The 17,775-nt window shown below is 53.2% G+C and carries 13 protein-coding genes and 1 pseudogene; 1 reads left to right on the top strand and 13 read right to left on the bottom strand.

Going from position 1 to position 17,775, the window contains the following annotated elements; all coding sequences use genetic code 11:
* Positions 1-44: 44 nt before the first annotated feature.
* From OGX97_RS11225 to cmoM, 7 genes are all read right to left on the bottom strand, one after another.
* Complete coding sequence (locus tag OGX97_RS11225) at positions 45-692, bottom strand: MBL fold metallo-hydrolase (RefSeq protein ID WP_003831949.1); 648 nt, start codon at positions 690-692, stop codon at positions 45-47.
* 28 nt (positions 693-720) lie between these two features.
* The gene (locus tag OGX97_RS11220; protein ID WP_003831948.1) at positions 721-1,269 is read right to left on the bottom strand and encodes a YcbK family protein; all 549 of its coding nucleotides are present in this window, start codon (positions 1,267-1,269) and stop codon (positions 721-723) included.
* A gap of 177 nt (positions 1,270-1,446) precedes the next feature.
* Positions 1,447-3,198, bottom strand: coding sequence for a L,D-transpeptidase (gene ldtD, locus OGX97_RS11215; protein ID WP_235124392.1), 1,752 nt, complete (start codon positions 3,196-3,198; stop codon positions 1,447-1,449).
* A gap of 267 nt (positions 3,199-3,465) precedes the next feature.
* The gene (gene mukB, locus OGX97_RS11210) at positions 3,466-7,926 is read right to left on the bottom strand and encodes a chromosome partition protein MukB (protein WP_252431066.1); all 4,461 of its coding nucleotides are present in this window, start codon (positions 7,924-7,926) and stop codon (positions 3,466-3,468) included.
* Entirely contained in the window at positions 7,926-8,630 is a 705-nt protein-coding gene (gene mukE, locus OGX97_RS11205) for a chromosome partition protein MukE (RefSeq protein ID WP_003035809.1), read from the bottom strand. Before mukE ends, mukB begins: the two co-directional genes overlap by 1 nt.
* Complete coding sequence (gene mukF / locus OGX97_RS11200) at positions 8,611-9,933, bottom strand: chromosome partition protein MukF (protein WP_003831939.1); 1,323 nt, start codon at positions 9,931-9,933, stop codon at positions 8,611-8,613. The genes mukE and mukF overlap by 20 nt, the downstream gene beginning before the upstream one ends.
* Complete coding sequence (gene cmoM / locus OGX97_RS11195; RefSeq protein ID WP_003035803.1) at positions 9,926-10,729, bottom strand: tRNA uridine 5-oxyacetic acid(34) methyltransferase CmoM; 804 nt, start codon at positions 10,727-10,729, stop codon at positions 9,926-9,928. The genes mukF and cmoM overlap by 8 nt, the downstream gene beginning before the upstream one ends.
* Positions 10,730-10,864: 135 nt before the next feature.
* Between cmoM and elyC the strand changes: the two are divergent.
* Positions 10,865-11,629 (top strand): annotated as a pseudogene (gene elyC, locus OGX97_RS11190) (envelope biogenesis factor ElyC).
* A gap of 93 nt (positions 11,630-11,722) precedes the next feature.
* On the opposite strand, the gene OGX97_RS11185 reads toward elyC, so the two are convergent.
* From OGX97_RS11185 to msbA, 6 genes are all read right to left on the bottom strand, one after another.
* A complete protein-coding gene (locus OGX97_RS11185; RefSeq protein ID WP_003831934.1) occupies positions 11,723-12,616 on the bottom strand; it encodes a YcbJ family phosphotransferase in 894 nt (297 codons plus the stop codon).
* A gap of 165 nt (positions 12,617-12,781) precedes the next feature.
* Positions 12,782-13,528, bottom strand: coding sequence for a 3-deoxy-manno-octulosonate cytidylyltransferase (kdsB, locus tag OGX97_RS11180; RefSeq protein WP_003831932.1), 747 nt, complete (start codon positions 13,526-13,528; stop codon positions 12,782-12,784).
* On the bottom strand, positions 13,525-13,707 hold the full coding sequence (ycaR, locus tag OGX97_RS11175; protein WP_003035793.1) for a protein YcaR: 183 nt from the start codon (positions 13,705-13,707) through the stop codon (positions 13,525-13,527). Before ycaR ends, kdsB begins: the two co-directional genes overlap by 4 nt.
* Before the next feature lie 51 nt (positions 13,708-13,758).
* Positions 13,759-14,991, bottom strand: coding sequence for a winged helix-turn-helix domain-containing protein (locus OGX97_RS11170; RefSeq protein ID WP_048235713.1), 1,233 nt, complete (start codon positions 14,989-14,991; stop codon positions 13,759-13,761).
* Between the two features lie 41 nt (positions 14,992-15,032).
* Positions 15,033-16,010 (bottom strand): tetraacyldisaccharide 4'-kinase, encoded by a 978-nt coding sequence (gene lpxK / locus OGX97_RS11165; RefSeq protein WP_032942888.1) that lies wholly within the window; start codon positions 16,008-16,010, stop codon positions 15,033-15,035.
* The gene (gene msbA / locus OGX97_RS11160) at positions 16,007-17,755 is read right to left on the bottom strand and encodes a lipid A ABC transporter ATP-binding protein/permease MsbA (protein ID WP_003831926.1); all 1,749 of its coding nucleotides are present in this window, start codon (positions 17,753-17,755) and stop codon (positions 16,007-16,009) included. The genes lpxK and msbA overlap by 4 nt, the downstream gene beginning before the upstream one ends.
* Between the last annotated feature and the right edge of the window lie 20 nt (positions 17,756-17,775).

Raw genomic sequence — 17,775 nt, 5'->3', positions numbered from 1 at the left:
CACAAAAAAGGCCGCAAATGCGGCCTTTTTATTTATTAAACGAATTACCAGACAGGCATTTCATCTTGCAGGAACGGGTTATGTAGCCGTTCGTTACCCAGCGTAGAAAGTGGGCCGTGCCCCGGAATAAACGTTACGTCATCGCCTAACGGCAATAGTTTACGTTTAATCGAATCGATCAGTTGGCTGTGATCACCGCGCGGGAAATCGCTGCGCCCTACGCCACCTTTGAAAATCACGTCACCAGAAATCAGTAACTTTGATTGCTCATCAAAGAAGACCACATGTCCCGGTGTATGACCCGGACAATGCAGAACCTGTAACGTCACGTTGCCAACGCTTATCCTGTCACCTTCATTCAACCAGCGATCGGGCGTCAGCGGCTCACAATCGCCCAGGCCAAACATGCGGCTCTGAGCAGGGAGTCCCTGTAACCAGAACTCATCTTCTTTTTCCGGGCCAATAACCGGTACACCATAATGCTGTGCCAGTTCAGCCGCCGCGCCTACGTGATCAAGATGACCATGGGTAAGCAGGATCTGCATAAGCGTCAGACCGCTGGCATCCACTTCCTGTTTGATTTTCTCGGCATCGCCGCCGGGATCGACCAGCGCGGCCAGACGAGTCTGCTCACACCAGATTAGCGAGCAGTTCTGGGCGAATGCAGTGACCGGAATAATACGATAGTTCATACAGCTCCTGTTTCATTAAGCTTATGGATCACCAGTGCCGTGCAGGGCCGGTGTCAATATGCACAAAGTTACTGCTGGGGTAGTATCCTACACCACCTGCGCGCATAGATAACGCAGCTTTGCGAATATTACTTAATGCGATGCCTTCAATATGGAAATCCATGGCCTGACCTTTAGTGTGGTAGCTTTTCTTGGCCACACCACGGCTACGTGCACGGAGTTCATTATTGGTATCGATAGAGCGATAGCCTGAAATCAGCTGTACGGGTTTACGCGTGCCCAGCAGGCCCTGCAGACGGAAGAGTTGATCAAACAGTCCCGGGTCAATGGATTTCACTTTATTGGCCCGAAAATCACGGAAAAAGTGGTTAAGTTTTGCTAATTCGTCCTGAATATAGCCCCTGCCATCAAAAAACTCTGCTTTTATTGACTCACCGGTATGCAGGTTATTCAGAGTCAATATACGCGGACGTGGGGTAGAGAGTGTTGCAAACGCAGGCGTAGGCAAGATGGCAGCGCCGAGGGCAATACCACCAAGCGCCAGCAGTTTGCGGCGATTAGCGTCAAATTTGTCCATGGTATTAAGGTCTACAAGGTCAATGTTATCGTATGTATGCTCTAGCGCACGTGGGAAACCTTATCTGGCTAAGTAGTCCACGTCAAGGCTCCCAACCCCAGGAAATACGGGGCTCACAGCCATTTTGCCCCGTTTCCAGCATAACATACGACAATCATTTTCCTCGAACTGCTTCATTTATCTGATTAATTGCTCGGCTTTTGACACAATTTGTGCGCTGGATCGCGCTGTCAGATCGTAATTGTAAATATCTGTACGATACTGCGTGCGCCCATCAGGGCCGACAAATGCGGTCAGATAGTAGAGGTTGACCGGGATATTCTGGCGAATATTCACGTACCGCGTATCCCCTTGCTTCAGGGCATCCGAGATGCGCGTATCATTCCAGCCCGCATCCTGTAGCAGCATATTTGCCAGCTCAGAGGCCTTATTCACCCGCACGCAGCCGGAGCTTAATGCCCGCGTATCCTTCTGGAACAGATTGTGGTTCGGCGTGTCGTGCAGATAAATAGCGTCCGAACTCGGCATGTTGAATTTATAGCGTCCGAGCGAGTTACGCGCTCCCGGAGCCTGCTGGAAGCGGAACGGCAGATTGGAGGCAGTGATGGTCGCCCAGTCTACCTGCCACGGATCTATCGTTTCTTTGCTGTTCCAGCCGCGCATCACGGTATAACCGTGACGCTCAAGATACCCCGGATCATTCCAGACCTTAGGCAGGATATCTTTTCGGGCCAGCGTTGGCGGCACGTTCCACGGTGGGTTAACGACCACGTTATTCAGCGCACTGCTCATCATCGGCGTTTTACGATCGGGACGCCCGACAATAACGCGCGAGGCCAGCACCTGATTGCCATTCTGATAATAAACCAGCGAATAGGCAGGAATGTTCACCATGATACCGGTAGACAGCTCACTCGGCAGCAGGCGCAAGCGCTGAATATTTAACGCCAGCACGCCCGCACGCTGAGCAGGCGTCACGTTCAGCCAGTCACGTGTGGCTGGGCCAATCGCGCCATCTGCGCCAAGTCCCTGCCACGTCTGAAAACGCTTTACCGCATCAACCAATTCACGATCGTAGGTGCCACGACCTTCTTTGCCAGACGTACTGACGGCAGGCTCCAGCATCCCGGTTCGGCGCAAAATTTCACGCAGCGCGGGGATGTCATTACTCCACTCCCCCGGACGCAGCGTTGCTGTACTGGTGAGCTGCGGCCAGGGACGTGTATCGCCCACCAGCTTGAGCAGTGATTCATTCATGGCTGCATACTGCGGATGTTGAGGCGCAAGGCTGGCCACAAATGAAGTCAGTTGACCGTTATCCAGTGCGACCTGCCACTGGTTGATGACGGAAATCGGCGGCGTCGTTAGCGCATAGGGCTTATCGCTGTAAAGCCAGCGATTACCTTTGACAGGGATGTTAGCGATAAAGTGCAGATACCCCATCATCGCATCAGAGAGCACGATGTCTCTCGCCTGACCGGTTACTGCCGGGTCAGTCAGAAGTGCAACCCAGGTAGTGAACTGCGGCTGAAAGCCGGCAATTGCAACCTCGGCTAACTGTTGCTGAAATGCCTTTACCGCATCACGATTTTCCCACATCGGCTTCATTTCGCGTGCGGCATACAGCAGTTCCAGCTGGCTCATGTAAACCGGCGTATAACCTGCTGGCAGTTGAGAGTGTATTTCGGCGCGGGCTTTATCGACAGACACGCCTTCTGGCAGCGGTTGAATACCCGCCATGATAGCCGTCGCAGAAGATTGAACCTGCGGCTGCGATAACGCTGTTGGCTGTTCACTGACGGTCGCAGAGCTATCGCCAGGGATCATTTCAGGCTCATCGGCCTGAGCATTGAACAGTGGAGCGAATGTTACGGCCAGGCACAAACTGATTGCCGACAGCCGACGACCACACATTTTATTAAGCAACATCCCTTGCCCCCTGTTTTCTTTATCATACTCTGAATAGCCAGGCCGTCTGTATTCCCCTTTATTCTGACGAGGGTCGGACCTGTAAAACGCCGATACAAACTGAAGTATGACGAGCAAGCCCGTGACGCGTTAGGCTTACCTTTAGTATATAAACATCAAAAACTTTTTGCCTAACCTAATGTAAAGAAGTCTAAAGAAATTACACCAGGCATGAAGTCTTTTCGGAAAAAAATAAGGCAGCCATGTAGCCGCCTTTTTACTTATTACTTAGCTTGCCTGCGAGGAGGCATCTTCAGTCCCCGGCAGTGGTTCCGGTAACTGAGGCGCAAATCCGCGCAGCCCCACCACGTGAACGTGTTCGGTGTTCTGGAAGACTTTACGCACCAGTTTATAGGTAGTGCCTTTCTCTGGGCTGATGTTTTCCGGCGCGGCGATAATCAGCTGCATTTGCAGACGCTCGCACAGTTCAAACAGGGTCGCGATAGAGCGCGCATCGAGTCGCGCAGCTTCATCAAGGAACAGCAGACGGCAAGGAGAAATATCTTTCCCGCGTAATCTACGCCCTTCGTCTTCCCAGCTTTGTACAACCATCACCAGAATAGACATCCCGGTCCCGATCGCTTCACCCGTTGACAGCGCGCCAGATTCAGCTCGCAGCCAGCCGTCAGAGCCACGGTTAACCTCAACTTCCATTTCCAGATAGTTACGATAATCCAGCAGCTCTTCACCAATGGTTTGCGGCGTACGTTGCCCCATATCAATTTGCGGATTCAGACGCTGATACAGCTTCGCCAGCGCTTCAGAGAAGGTCAGGCGATTACTGTTAAACAGATCCTGGTGCTGTTCATGCTGTTCGGAAAGTACGTCCAGCAAGGTAGCATGCGTCTCACGTACGTTGACGTTCAGACGAACGCTGTTTACCTGGCCAAACGACACGCTTTGCAGTCCCTGGTTTAGCATGCGAATACGGTTCTGTTCGCGCTGAATGGTCTTACGGATGATATTTGCCACGCTGCGAGAGCTGATCGCCAGCTTCTGTTCGCGGGAAGTCAATTCTTCCGTCAGACGGCTCAGCTCAATCTCCATCTGTTCGATGGCTTCAACCGGATCGTCGGTACGGATAATATCCTGGCGAATACGTTCACGCAGATGCTGGTAAACCGCGACAAAGAACTGAATTTTACGCTCTGGGCGTTTTGGATCTTCAGACATGCGCAGCACATCGCGCAGGTGTTCGTTATCCGCAACCGCCAGACGCAGCGCACCGAGCGCCTTATCCGACATCGAACGCAGTTCATCACCGGAAAGGTACGCCAGCTCACGACGGTGCAGGCGGCGTTCAACGCCGTTATCTTTCACCATCCGCATCACCGCACACCATCCAGCTTTTGCGGTAACCACCTGCTCGCGCATCTCAAAATAATCACGTTCCAGCTTGCGCAGCCTGCGGGTCAGGTTGTCCATCTCCGCTTCGCAGAAGGTCAGAGCTTTTTCCAGTTGGTTACGGCGTGCACGGTTATTGCTGAGCTGCGCATGTAGTTCATCACGACGAATACGCGCGCGCTCTTCGGCACCACTGTCCGCACGAACACCGATATCCTGCAGTTCACGTTGTAAATCGTTAAGCAGCTCTTTTTTGGTGTCATAGGAGCTTTTCAGCGACGCCATGACCTGGTTGTACTGGCTTAACTGTGCGGCGTGGCTGCGTAGCGCTTCACGGGCGCGAGTACGTTCCGCTTCCGCCTGTTCCAGGCGCTCACGCAGTTTTTCGTTCAGATCGCTGTTGCCGCTAAGCATTTCGGCAGAGTCGGAATAGCTGAAATGCGCCCGACGCTGCACCACTTCGGTCAGGGCAAAAGCCTGCTGACGCGCATCGCGCTGCATTTGCTGGGAATACGCGTAGTCTTCCTTCAGCTGTTCAAACTGCTCAGGGTCATTTTGCAGAACAGAAACGATAGGTTCCAGTTTGGCTAACTGATTGCCGTGCTGCTGCACAAAACGCGCGGCTTCCTGGGCTTCATCCAGACGCTCGCGAATTTCGTCCACGCGATCGGCCAGCGTGTCATCCGCCAGCAGATTCAAACGCGGCAGCAGGCGGTTAAGCGCTGATACTCCCTCTTTCGCCTGTTCAAACTGCATACGGCTTTGCTGGTTATCATTTTCATGATTGGTTAGCGCACGTTCCAGTTCAACGCGACGGCCATTCAGTTGGCGAATTTCCGCTTCAGGATCGTCTTCAAACGCCACCGACAGATGGCTGCCAATAAAGCGACTGAACGCCTGATGCAGACGCTGGGTTTTCTGGACGTCAAAGGAGAGCGTGGCGAAACGTTCAGACAGCCCTTCACGCTCGGCATGCAGGGTTTCGATACGGCTTTCGCGCGCTGCACGACCAAAAATCGGCACCGTCGGGAAGCGGGAATAACGCCACTGACGCTCGGCGGTTTTCACCACTACCGCTTTTTCCAGCTCATCGACGCTGAACACGCTGTCATCAAACGACTGCGGATCCCCTTCAATGAAATAGAGATCTTCCGGGCAATCCGTCAGCCCTTCAAGCTGTTCGGTAATCAGAGACAGATCCGGCACCACGATAGCATGACGCGAAGGTCCGTACAGCGCTGAGAAGTACGGCGCATCTTCAAGGCTAACGTCGTCATAGATTTCTGACAGCAGCACGCCGCCGAAGCGTTCCGCGAGCGCGTTCAGGCGCTGATCTTCCGCCCCACCGGGCTGACTTAAACGTTCAATCTCTTCATCAACCGCAGTTTTGCGCGCGCCGACTTCATCACGCTCAACAATGGCTTCACGCTCGCGCTCCAGCAGTTGTTGCAGATACTCGGTTACGTCCTGGCTTGAGGTAAACTCTTCGCCGCACTGCTCGCTAAGCTGGTTCAGGCTATTTTGCGCGGCCAGCCAGACAGGCGCGCGTTTCATCAGATGCTGGATACGAGACTGAAGTTGCTCCTGCTCCTGGCGCAACGTCATACGCTGTTCGCTGGCAGAAGAAACGCTGTCCGACAAGGCGGCGATACGCGCTTCCAGCTCCTGATGCAGGGCTTCCAGCTCATCGATATCGAACTGTTTGCCCTGACGTTTGCAGAATTCAGCCAGTAGACGCTCGGCGTCTTGTTGTTCGCGCAGACGCTGCTCCAGCTCGCTGAGTCGCATACGCAACGGCTGAACCTGTTCTGCCAGGTGGCGCTGTTCCACGCCTTCGCGCAGCAGTTCACGCGCCACGCTCCAGGCTTCACCGCGCGCCAGCGGGCCGTTGATAGCTGCCACCAACTGATAAGCCTGTTCGAACTGGCTATGCGCGGTTTGCGCCACGCTCATTTTTTGTTCAAGCGTCAGCAGTTTTTCAGTGGCTTCCTGCTCTTTGGCCTGGAAAGTCTCCAGCCATTCGGCGGCGCTGTCGGCTGTCAGGTCCGGTAAGTGGCAGAGCTCTTTCGCCCGGTTTAGGGCCTGGATCGCCTGGGTATACTGGATGGCTCGCGTTTGCTGGACGTCCAGCGCTTGCTGGTAATCAGCAAGCTGGCTTTTCAGCTCATCCACTTCCAGCTCAGCGGCTTCTGCGCGGGCTTCGTTTTCATCCTGGCGGTCAACGGCTTCCGCGACCACCTCGTTTTGTTCTTCAAGACGGACCTGCAATTCTTCGAGATCCGCCTCGTAGCGTTCAATTTTTTCCTGCTGACGCAGCGCGGTTTGCACCAGATTCAGGTGATCGCTCGCGGCCTGGTAATCAGCTTCCAGATCGCCTTCCGCACCGTTGTGCTCACCCAGTTCACGCGCCATATCCACGTGTTTGTACTGCTCTGCCGCCAGCTGCTTGCGAGAGGTATACAGTTCACGACGATATTCCAGTGCTTTATCCAGATGGATACGACGTTCATTGGCGTGGCGCATATAATCTGCGGCCACATAGTTGGTCGCCTCACTGATTAAATGCTTAAACAGGTCGCGGTCAGACTGGGTTACGCGAATCGCTTCCAGCGTCATACGGTTTTCACGCAGCGCGGCTTCCATATCCTGGAACGCTTTACGTACGCCGCTGTTTTCCGGCAGCAGGTAGTCACGCAGTGAACGGGTAATGGCGCTGGAGATCCCGCCGTACAGCGAGGCTTCAATCAGACGGTAGAATTTACTACGATCGGACGCAGAGCGCAGACGACGGGCAATGATGCCCAGATCGAACATCAATGAGTGATAATCGGTTATCGAGTTGAACTGCTTAAACTGCACGCCTTCCATCTCATCAAGCTTCTCTTTCAGCTCAGGTAGAGACAGTACGCGCGCCTGGCGTTCGTTCAGCGTTTCCGTCACCAGTTGGGTTGGCTGTACCGACATCGGCAGCCCCTGAATGGCAAACGGTTTGATATCCACTTTGCGATCGCGACCAGCAACCTGTTGCAGACGCACACCCACGACCACGCGCTGATGACGCGAGTTGAGGACGTCGAGCATTGAATAACAAACCCCTGCTTTCAGCTTACCGTGCAGGCCTTTATCACGTGAACCGCTGGTTGCACCGGCTTCGGTGGTGTTACGGAAATGCAGCAGGGTTAAGTCCGGAATGAGCGCTGTAACAAATGCCGCCATGGTGGTGGATTTACCCGCACCGTTACCACCGGACAGCGTGGTGACCAGCTCATCGAGATCAAACGTACGGGCAAAAAAACCATTCCAGTTAATCAGCGTAAGTGAGCGAAATTTACCGCGTTCAATCATTATTCTTCTTCTCCACTGTCCGGCTGATTCTCTTCGGGCTCATCGTTGAGCTGCAGACGGTTCTCGACCGCCATCGCTTCACCATCACGAATTAAGCGACGCTGTGCTTCACGCGGATCATCACCGCTACGCACATCCGCACCAAAGCGGAAGACAGATTCCGTAATACGGAATTTGCTGCTGTCGTGGCCCAGAAACCACACCATGCCTAAGCGGCGCAAGCGGTTGAGCGAAGAACGCACTTTTTCCTGTAGCTTCTGGCGGTCAACGTCAGAACCGGTTGAACGGTTGTTCACCAGCTTCAGTAACTTCGCTTCATCTGCCAGCGTTAGCAGCTCGTCGTACAGCTCTTGCTGGGTAAAAATCCCTTCGTTCGCCAGGCGTTCCGGGCTGAGATAGAGATAGCAAAGAATTTTACCCACCATCATGTCCAGTTCTGACAGGACCGAACGAGGAATGAGCGTCGTTGAACGCGGACGAAGGTAGAAGAACCCTTCCGGCGCACGGATCAATTCCACGTTATAGCGGCTGTAAAACTCTTCAAAATATTCCTGAAAATCCATCAGGAAGGCATGATTATCCAGTTCATCCAGACCGATATGGCGGCCCGAACGTAAGGCACTATCCAGTGCCGGAAATAACGGATTCGCCAGCGCCTGCGCCAGCTTTACCGGCATCACTTGTTCAATATTTGTCAATGACATGCGCCTGTACCTTGGCTCCGTAATCATTAATCGGCTGCCATTTGGCTGGCAGTCCGGTGAAGTCTGCTTGCGCTACGCCAAGGCGTACCGCCTGATCGATAACAATACGCGCGACGTCGAAATGACGCGCACGTGGGTATTGCGCCAGATACTCGCGCACTACCAAACCGAGATCCAGTGGTGTTTGTCTGGATTTGTAGATAGCCAGCTGTTCTTCGATGATCGCCGCCAGCTGCTCACGGATCTCGTTAAATTCTTCATATTCCAGGTCTTCCGGAAGTTCACCGGTGACCTCTTCGTCACGCAGCACCATCTCCTCGTCACGCATATCCAGCAGACGATCGGCGTTGGCATAGGTCAGCGCCCATGGGTCGTCAAAGTAGGTCTGCACGGACTGACGCAGACGCTGGGCGAAGACGCGGTTTTTATCCATATCGATCGCGGTACGGATAAATTTATGCACGTGACGATCGTAGCCGATCCACAAGTCAATGGACTGCTGGCCCCAGCTAATAATGCGGTCGAGCTTGCTTTGTAAATCAAACACCAGCCGATCGACAAAATGCAAATCGTCATGCGTCATCGTGGCGTCCTGGATGCGTAACAGGTTAGCCTGCAGCTTATCCCCTGCCGCTTCCAGCGTATCTTGCAGCTCACGCAGCGTACCAGATGTTTCAGACAGCAGCATTTCACAGCTGGAAATCGCCGCCCGCCAGTCTTTGTTTAGCAACTGTGCGATGTCGTCTTTTACCTGCTGCTGCTGTTCATCCATGATGCGCTGGGTCAGATCGATACTGTCGAAAATCTCCGCCACCGAGTATTTCAATGGCGCATAGACGTTGCGATGCCAGTGGAACTCATCACCACCTTCCGCTGCCGCATCCGCCGCGCGCTTCAGTTCGCCTGCCACAATTGACAGCTGCATAGAAAGACGCAGCGTAGAGAATTCGCGCTGACGAATATAGTAATCTGTGATGCCAATCCCGAGCGGCGTTAAACGGTAAATGGCGTTGCCTTCAGCCTGCTCGCTGGTAAAGCGGTTCAGCAGACGTTGACGCACCATATCGTTGATCGCGTTGTTGGCGCGGACGCCGATGGTTTCGCTGGTTTGCTCAAACGCATCACTCACATGGCGGAACGCATCCACCAGTTCACCTTCACTCATCTCACCGTCAAGTCGCTCACCGTTTAGTGTGGCAACAGCCAGCAGGAACGAAAGTCTGTCTACCGGCAGAGAGATGGAGAAGTCATTTTTTCTGGCCCAGGCAACCAGTTCGGGGACTGTCTGGGAAAATTCACTCATAGGTTATCCTTGCATCTGCGGCTCGGGCCGGACGTTTAATCGCGGTGACATGAATATAGCGCCCAAGGCTGATATACGGTTCCTGGCGGCAATAACGTGTTTCTATTTCTGTTAAAGCATCAAAACAGTCATGCTGTTTTTGTTTATCACGCAGATAATCATGAAACACCCTCACGCCCGTTTTACCGGTTATCTCCCAGCCAATCTCCTCCAGCCAGCCATAGACCTGCTGAGGGTCGCGCGGAAAATCGGGAGACAACGTGCGCCGTTTCTTTTTATACATTCCCTGCTGTACATAGCCGAAATTACCGACCAACACATTACGCATCAACAGACCGTTTGCATTGTAGAACATCAGCGATAAAGCACCGCCCGGGCGTAACATCGACCACAATGTTTTTAAGACGGCTTGCGGATCGGCCACCCATTCCAGCACAGCATGAAACAATATCAGATCAACCTGAGAATCCAAATGCTGTGGGATGTCCTGAGCGGCACAATGTATAAAATGCATGTTGTCGCTCACACCTTGCTCTTCTGCCGCCCGTTGCGCTCGCGCCACCATCTCAGCAGAAAGATCGCACAAGGTGACGTGATGGCCCCGCTGCGCCATCAGAATGGCTGTCTGTCCTTCTCCGCCACCCGCATCAAGCACACGCAACGTTTGGCCCGCGTAGTCGGCAAGAAGTTTGTCCAGATCCTGCCAGAGGATCGTCTGACGAAGCTGACCTTTGGTGGTGCCGTAAATGTTACGGGAAAACTTCTCTGCAATGTCATCAAAATTGCGATCCCGCATCGGGCTCTCCACATGCTGGCTTTAGGGTGACTAAGTAAAACCGCTATTTTGTCACACCCACGCCGAGAATGAACCTTCCTGGTGTAATATCCCTGCTGATCCCCTGCTGTATGGTTAAAAAAGGAACCAAAAAGGATGCTTTTTACGCTGAAGAAAGTGATTGGCGGTATGATGCTGCCACTTCCGCTAATGCTCATTATCATGGGCATAGGCCTGGCGCTGCTCTGGTTTAGCCGCTTTCAAAAAACAGGGAAAGTGTGCATTAGCCTGAGTTGGCTGGCACTGTTACTTCTAAGCTTGCAGCCCGTCGCCGACAGTCTGCTGAAACCGATTGAGGATAGCTATCCAACCTGGCAGGATACACAAAAAGTGGAATACATTGTGGTGCTGGGCGGAGGGTATACCTGGAATCCACAGTGGGCGCCGAGTTCAAACCTGATCAGCAACAGTCTTCCGCGTCTGAATGAAGGTATTCGCCTTTGGCGTGCTAACCCGGGATCGAAGCTTATCTTTACCGGCGCTGCGGCAAAGAGCAATAACGTCAGTACTGCAGAAGCGGGAGCCCGCGTAGCGTAGTCACTGGGTGTGCCGCCCGGTGATATCATCACGCTGGATAAACCTAAAGACACCGAAGAAGAAGCCGCAGCGGTTAAGCAGGCCATCGGCAGCGCGCCGTTCCTGCTGGTGACCTCCGCATCGCACTTACCACGAGCAATGATTTTCTTCCAACAGGCCGGACTACATCCGTTGCCCGCGCCAGCCAACCAGTTAGCAATTGATTCACCGCTTAATCCGTGGGAGCGCGCGATCCCCTCTCCCGTCTGGTTGATGCATAGCGATCGTGTTGGTTACGAAACGTTGGGGCGAATCTGGCAGTGGCTAAAGGGATCGGAACATTGACAGGAATGTTGCCTGATGGCGACACTAACGCGTCTTATCAGGCCTACGTGTTCAGCGCAGAATTGTAGGCCGGATAAGGCGTTCACATGTTCATCAGGCGAGCCACGGCAGCAGTGATTTCGTGGCAAGGTCAAAGTTGGAGCGGTTAAAACGTCCGGTGTTGACCAGTTGCGCCACCTCATCCCATAACACATACAGCCAGCGCCGCCAGATGAAGGACTCCGCCACGGGCGCGCGTTGCAGGTATTGCCAAAGCAGACTTTCCGCCAGCGCATTATCCATTAAACGGAACAATTCATACTCTCTGGGTGCCCACAGCATCAATCCCGGTCCGACCATCGCCAGAAGCTGATCGCTACGGGCGTCTTTGAGCATGCTACGTAAACTAAAATTACCGTGGATCAGCACGCAGTTATCATTGAATCCTTCAAATAAAGCGGGCAAACACTCACGGGTACGAAACAGGATCCGCTTATCCTGCATCGTCAGCCCGGTATTGTTGAACTGATTTAACGTGGTCCACAACACTTCAACACGCTGACGATACCAGGATGGCCAGATATTCTCTTGCGTGTTATCCACCATTCCCACGCAGCCACGGCTATCCTGCCGATGCCATGACAGCAGACCTTCTACGATCTGATCTTTTAAATGTTCCCAGCGTTCGGGCGTTCGGGCTGGCGCTTCCACCGGCACACCGCGTAAACGCTCAAGCAGTAGCACATCGGGACCGGGATGCTCTTCGTGGGTTAAGACCCCGTAAATGACGGGCATTCGCACCGTACCACTTCGCGCCAACATGGAGGTTTTCCATGCCAGCTGCTGCGCCATACCTGGCGTGGTGAAACTTCTCGCCATCAGCGGCATCGGATTTCCCTGGCTGTCGTACAGTGACCACAGGGCCGTATCCACTTTTTCATTCACGCATTCTATGCGACTGAGTTTTTCGCCCAGCAGGTGGCTGAGTTCGGCACGCAACTGTTCCATTTCAGATTGCCCTCATAAATGCTACTGCTTTCATAATGAGCGTCGTGCAGACAGATGTCACCCGGATGAGATCAATTGATGAAAAGAAAAGTGGAGGGAAAGCGCAACGATACGACACTCCTCCCAAAAATACGCCTCAATATGGGGGGAGTGCCGTGAGAAAAACTAATGCATTTCGGCGCGAACGCGCTCAAGATCTTCGGCAGTGTCTACGCCGGTACCCGGGACTTCTTTTGCGACGGCAACGTGAATTTTTTCGCCGTACCACAGCACTCGCAGCTGCTCCAGCATTTCGATATGCTCAAGCGGGCTAGGCTGCCAGTTAACATAGCGGCGAATAAAACCGGCGCGATAGCCGTAAATGCCCAGATGGCGCAGGAAGGTGTCCCCCACCGTTTCCAGACTTTTGGCGAAACGATCGCGATCCCATGGGATGGTCGCGCGTGAAAAATAGAGAGCATATCCTTCAGCGTCCAACACGACTTTTACCGCATTCGGATTAAATGCCTCTTCCGCACTGTGAATCGGAGCCGCAAGAGTCGCCATACCGACCTGACGTTGCGCCAGATTCTCAGCCACCTGGCGAATAATGACCGCAGGAATCATCGGCTCATCACCCTGTACGTTCACAATAACGGTATCATCGCTAAAACCACATTTCTCGACGACTTCCGCCAGGCGCTCCGTACCAGACTGGTGATCGGCGCGAGTCATGCACACTTCGCCACCCACCGCTTCTACCGCGCGAGCGACATCCTCGTGATCGGTGGCAACGATGATACGTTCAGCGCCAGATTCACGCGCACGCTCCAGTACATGCACGATCATCGGTTTACCGTTGATATCCAGCAACGGCTTACCCGGCAGACGTGTGGACGCATAACGCGCAGGAATAATGACCACAAAACTCATGATTTACTCTCATCAGCAGTCAGAACGCGGGCCTCGGTTTCCAGTAACACGGGAATGCCATCACGCAGTGGGAAAGCAAGGTTATCCAGTTTACAAATCAGTTCCTGTTTTTCCTGGTTAAACCAGAGTTTGCCATTGCATACCGGGCAGGCAATGATTTCAAGCAGACGATGATCCATAGTTCCTCCAGATGGACCGGATTGTGAATCCGTAAATATTAACATAATCGCTTAAAGGGCTGGGTCTATTTCCCAACCATGGCGTGCATCAGCAAATAAACCTTCAGGATAACGTCCCAGCGTCACGCGTGTTGCCTGTTGCCAGCGGGCAAAATCGTCAATCGCCTGAAACAATCCTTTTTGCAACGTCACTCCAGGCTTAACCCCATCCTGTAACCACAGCGAAATAACGTCCAGCACACCTGTTTTGCGGTGCATTTTGGCATCCATCCGCCCAACCAACTGTCCACGATGCAGCAACGGCAAGACAAAATAACCATACTGACGTTTCGGTGCTGGCGTGTAACACTCCAGCCGATAGCTAAAATCGAATAGCTGCTCTGCCCGTTTACGATCCCAGACCACCGGATCAAAAGGTGATAATACTGCACTGTGAGTCGCCGTTAATTTGCCCGCCAGCGCCTGTTCAAGCAGCGGCTGAAGGTGGCTATGCAGCCACAAAGTTCCCAGCCCTTCAACGTCGACAGGAATAATCTGCTGCTGTTCCGCCCGTTCGTTGCACCAGTTTTTTAGCGCCGGGCGCTTCAGGCGGTAGTAGTCTGCCAGCCATTGTTCGCGGAAAATCCCCAGACTGCGGGCGCTGTTATCCAGCATGACACTTTCCGCATCTTCCTGCGAAAGTGGGTCGCGTTCATCGTCCCAGTGCGGCATGACGCGATGGGTTAAATCATACACTCGCTGGAAATTACGCCGTTCCACGACCATCACTTTCCCGGCGGTAAACAACCCTTCAAGATGACGCTTCTGCGGTTTCCATTCCCACCAGCCGCTGGTCCCTTTGCGTGGATGCTCAAAATCAGCTGAGCGTACCGGCCCGTTATGCTGGATGTGCTGGAGCAGTTGCTCAATATCATGCGCATGTTCTTTCATCCACGCCGCTTTATATTTCCAGCCCATATTCTCCGGGGCCAGCATGCGGTGACGTATCAGCATAAAATCGCTGCGCGGCAAAAAACAGGCCTCGTGCGCCCAGTATTCCATCAGTTCGCCCTGCTGTAACGAGTCGTCCAGCCATTGGGGGGAATAATCGCCTAAACGACTAAACAGCACCAGGTAAGGACTGCGCGCCACAATATTGATGGTGTCGATTTGCAGTAACGACATGCGCGAAATGGTCGCGAGAATATCTGCCGGGGTTGCCCGGCGGCGTGTTTTTTTCAGCAGGCCTTGAGCAGCAAGGTGAAGATGACGGGCATCCGTCAGAGAAAGGCGCGGCAACGACATTTATGGCCTCATAAATGATTCGCTGCCGCAGCGTGAATCAGTTAGCGAGTCAGCGAGATTAAGCTATTCAGCAATACATCAGGCCGATCGCCTGACAAATGTGCATCAACAGGTAAATACCACCAGTTTTCATCAGCAAATGCCCGGCACTTAACCGCATCTTTTTCCGTCATGACCAGCGTTTGCCCGGCGTCTACAAACGCACTGACGTCACTGTAGGTCAGAGACTGATGGTCTGCCAGCGCAATGCTTTTTTGCACGCTGGCACCACATGCTTTCAGCGTGGCAAAAAAACGCGGTGGATGACCAATGCCCGCCATGGCGACAATATTGGACAATTGCGCCACATCACGGCGTTCACCTGTACGTAAATTAACGGCCAGCCCCGGTTCAAGTCGCATAGGGATTTCCCCTGGTTGCGCAACGCCACCGTTAACAATAGTCGCATCCACCGATTTAAGGCGACCTGCGCGTTCCCGCATTGGACCAGCGGGAAGCCACCAGCCGTTGCCAAACCGACGTTCGCCGTCAATGACTACGATTTCAACATCTCGCGCCAGACGATAGTGCTGTAGTCCATCGTCCGTCACAATAATCTGCACGTCGTGTTGGGCCAAAATGGCTTTTACCGCATCCGATCTTACCGGGGATACCGCTACCGGCACGCCAGTACGTTGGGCGATCAGCACAGGTTCATCGCCCGCTTCTGCGGTAGTAGTATCAGCGGTTAGCAACAGCGGGTAAGCAGTCGCTTTCCCGCCATAACCACGCGACACCACACCCACGCGAATCCCGCGTTGTCGCAGTTGTTCAACCAACCAAATCACCACCGGCGTTTTACCGTTTCCGCCCGCGGTAAGGTTTCCGACCACCACAACCGGGACTGGCGCGCGCCATGCGCGTTTAAGCCCCAACTTGTAGCATAAGCGGATCGCGCCACTCACCAGGCCATACAGCCAGGAGAGTGGAAGTAACAATCGCCACAGCGGCGATTCACCAGACCAGATACGTGCGATCATTGACCAAATTGCATTTTATGTAATTGCGCATACACCCCGCGCTGCTCAATCAACTCGCTATGGGTTCCGCGTTCGACAATCAGACCATCCTCCACCACGATGATTTCGTCGGCTTGTTCAATGGTTGAAAGACGGTGAGCAATGACCAGAGAAGTACGGTTTTTCTGTAGCTCATCCAGCGCAGACTGAATCGCGCGTTCAGATTCAGTATCAAGAGCCGATGTTGCTTCATCAAGGATCAGAATTGGGCTGTCACGCAACAAGGCACGGGCGATAGCGATACGCTGACGTTGTCCGCCGGAAAGCAGGACGCCGTTTTCACCAATCACCGTATCCAGGCCATTGTCCATCTTGTTGATGAAATCCATAGCGTAGGCCATCTGTGCCGCTTTTTCGATCTGCTCACGGCTGTACATATCGGTACGCGCGTAGGCGATATTGTTGGCAACCGTATCGTTAAACAAGTGCACATTCTGCGAAACCAACGCAACCTGATCGCGCAGTGATGCCAGGGTATATTCGCGCAGATCGTGTCCGTCCATCAGAATCTGCCCTTCATCAACATCGTAGAAGCGCGTAATCAGGCTGGCGAGAGTGGATTTCCCTGAGCCCGAACGGCCAACCAGAGCAACGGTTTTACCCGCTGGAATATTCAGGTTGATGTTACGCAGAGCCGGTACTTCACGTCCCGGATAAGTGAAAGTCACGTTGCGGAACTCGAGATCGCCGGTAGCACGATCGATCACACGTTTACCTTCATCTTTCTCCTGTTCGCTATCCAGAATCGTAAATAAGGTCTGGCATGCCGCCATACCGCGCTGGAACTGCGCGTTGACGTTGGTCAGAGATTTCAACGGACGCATTAATGCGATCATTGAGGAGAAGACAACCGTAATTGTACCTGCTGTCAGGTTTTCCATTACGCTTGGGAAGCTGGCCGCATACAACACGAAGGCCAGTGCCAAAGACGCAATCAGCTGGATGATAGGGTCGGAGATAGAAGAAGCAGAAACCATCTTCATGCCCTGCAAACGCATCTTGTTGCTGACATTATCAAAGCGCTTGGTTTCAACTTCCTGACCACCAAAAATCAGAACTTCTTTATGGCCTTTCAGCATCTGCTCCGCACTGGTCGTAACCTGCCCCATGGTGTTTTGCATGTTTTTACTGATGCTACGAAAGCGCTTGGAAACCACACGGATTGCCACTGACACAATTGGCGCCAGTACAATCAGGATCAGTGACAGCTGCCAGCTGTAATAGAACATCATGATAAACAGGCCAATAATTGAGGCCCCTTCACGCACCACGGTGATCAGCGCGCCGGAAGACGATGACGCAACCTGTTCTGAATCATAGGTAATACGCGATAACAATGTTCCTGTAGACTGTTTATCAAAAAAGGAGACGGGCATGCCCATCATATGGCCAAACAGGCGGCGGCGCATGGTCATGACCACTTTGCCTGACACCCATGAGATACAGTAGCTGGAGACATAGCTGGTTAAGCCACGAACTATCATCAGCCCAATGACCACCAGCGGCATCCACAGCAGCACCGAGCGATCAGTTTTACCAAAACCATCATCCAGTAATGGTTTAAGGAGCGATAACATGAAGGTATCGCTGGCCGCGTTAAGGACTAACGCTATACCCGCCACGATCAGACCCGATTTAAAAGGCGCTATGGTTGGCCATAGTCGGCGAAACGTCTGCCACGTAGAGAGATCTTTATCGTTATGCATTCAAAAAACCAGCATTTGTT

Origin of the sequence: Citrobacter sp. Cpo061 (genome assembly GCF_030332845.1) — a bacterium.
Lineage (GTDB): Bacteria > Pseudomonadota > Gammaproteobacteria > Enterobacterales > Enterobacteriaceae > Citrobacter > Citrobacter portucalensis.
This window is presented reverse-complemented; position numbering and strand designations above follow the sequence as displayed.

Excerpts from the sequence above, each read along its gene's own strand:
- mukF (WP_003831939.1), bottom strand. The coding sequence starts at position 9,933 with ATGAGTGAATTTTCCCAGACAGTCCCCGAACTGGTTGCCTGGGCCAGA.
- OGX97_RS11220 (WP_003831948.1), bottom strand. The coding sequence starts at position 1,269 with ATGGACAAATTTGACGCTAATCGCCGCAAACTGCTGGCGCTTGGTGGT.
- mukB (WP_252431066.1), bottom strand. The coding sequence starts at position 7,926 with ATGATTGAACGCGGTAAATTTCGCTCACTTACGCTGATTAACTGGAAT.
- OGX97_RS11225 (WP_003831949.1), bottom strand. The coding sequence starts at position 692 with ATGAACTATCGTATTATTCCGGTCACTGCATTCGCCCAGAACTGCTCG.
- lpxK (WP_032942888.1), bottom strand. The coding sequence starts at position 16,010 with ATGATCGCACGTATCTGGTCTGGTGAATCGCCGCTGTGGCGATTGTTA.
- OGX97_RS11170 (WP_048235713.1), bottom strand. The coding sequence starts at position 14,991 with ATGTCGTTGCCGCGCCTTTCTCTGACGGATGCCCGTCATCTTCACCTT.
- ldtD (WP_235124392.1), bottom strand. The coding sequence starts at position 3,198 with ATGTTGCTTAATAAAATGTGTGGTCGTCGGCTGTCGGCAATCAGTTTG.
- ycaR (WP_003035793.1), bottom strand. The coding sequence starts at position 13,707 with ATGGATCATCGTCTGCTTGAAATCATTGCCTGCCCGGTATGCAATGGC.
- OGX97_RS11185 (WP_003831934.1), bottom strand. The coding sequence starts at position 12,616 with ATGGAACAGTTGCGTGCCGAACTCAGCCACCTGCTGGGCGAAAAACTC.
- cmoM (WP_003035803.1), bottom strand. The coding sequence starts at position 10,729 with ATGCGGGATCGCAATTTTGATGACATTGCAGAGAAGTTTTCCCGTAAC.
- msbA (WP_003831926.1), bottom strand. The coding sequence starts at position 17,755 with ATGCATAACGATAAAGATCTCTCTACGTGGCAGACGTTTCGCCGACTA.
- kdsB (WP_003831932.1), bottom strand. The coding sequence starts at position 13,528 with ATGAGTTTTGTGGTCATTATTCCTGCGCGTTATGCGTCCACACGTCTG.
- mukE (WP_003035809.1), bottom strand. The coding sequence starts at position 8,630 with ATGTCATTGACAAATATTGAACAAGTGATGCCGGTAAAGCTGGCGCAG.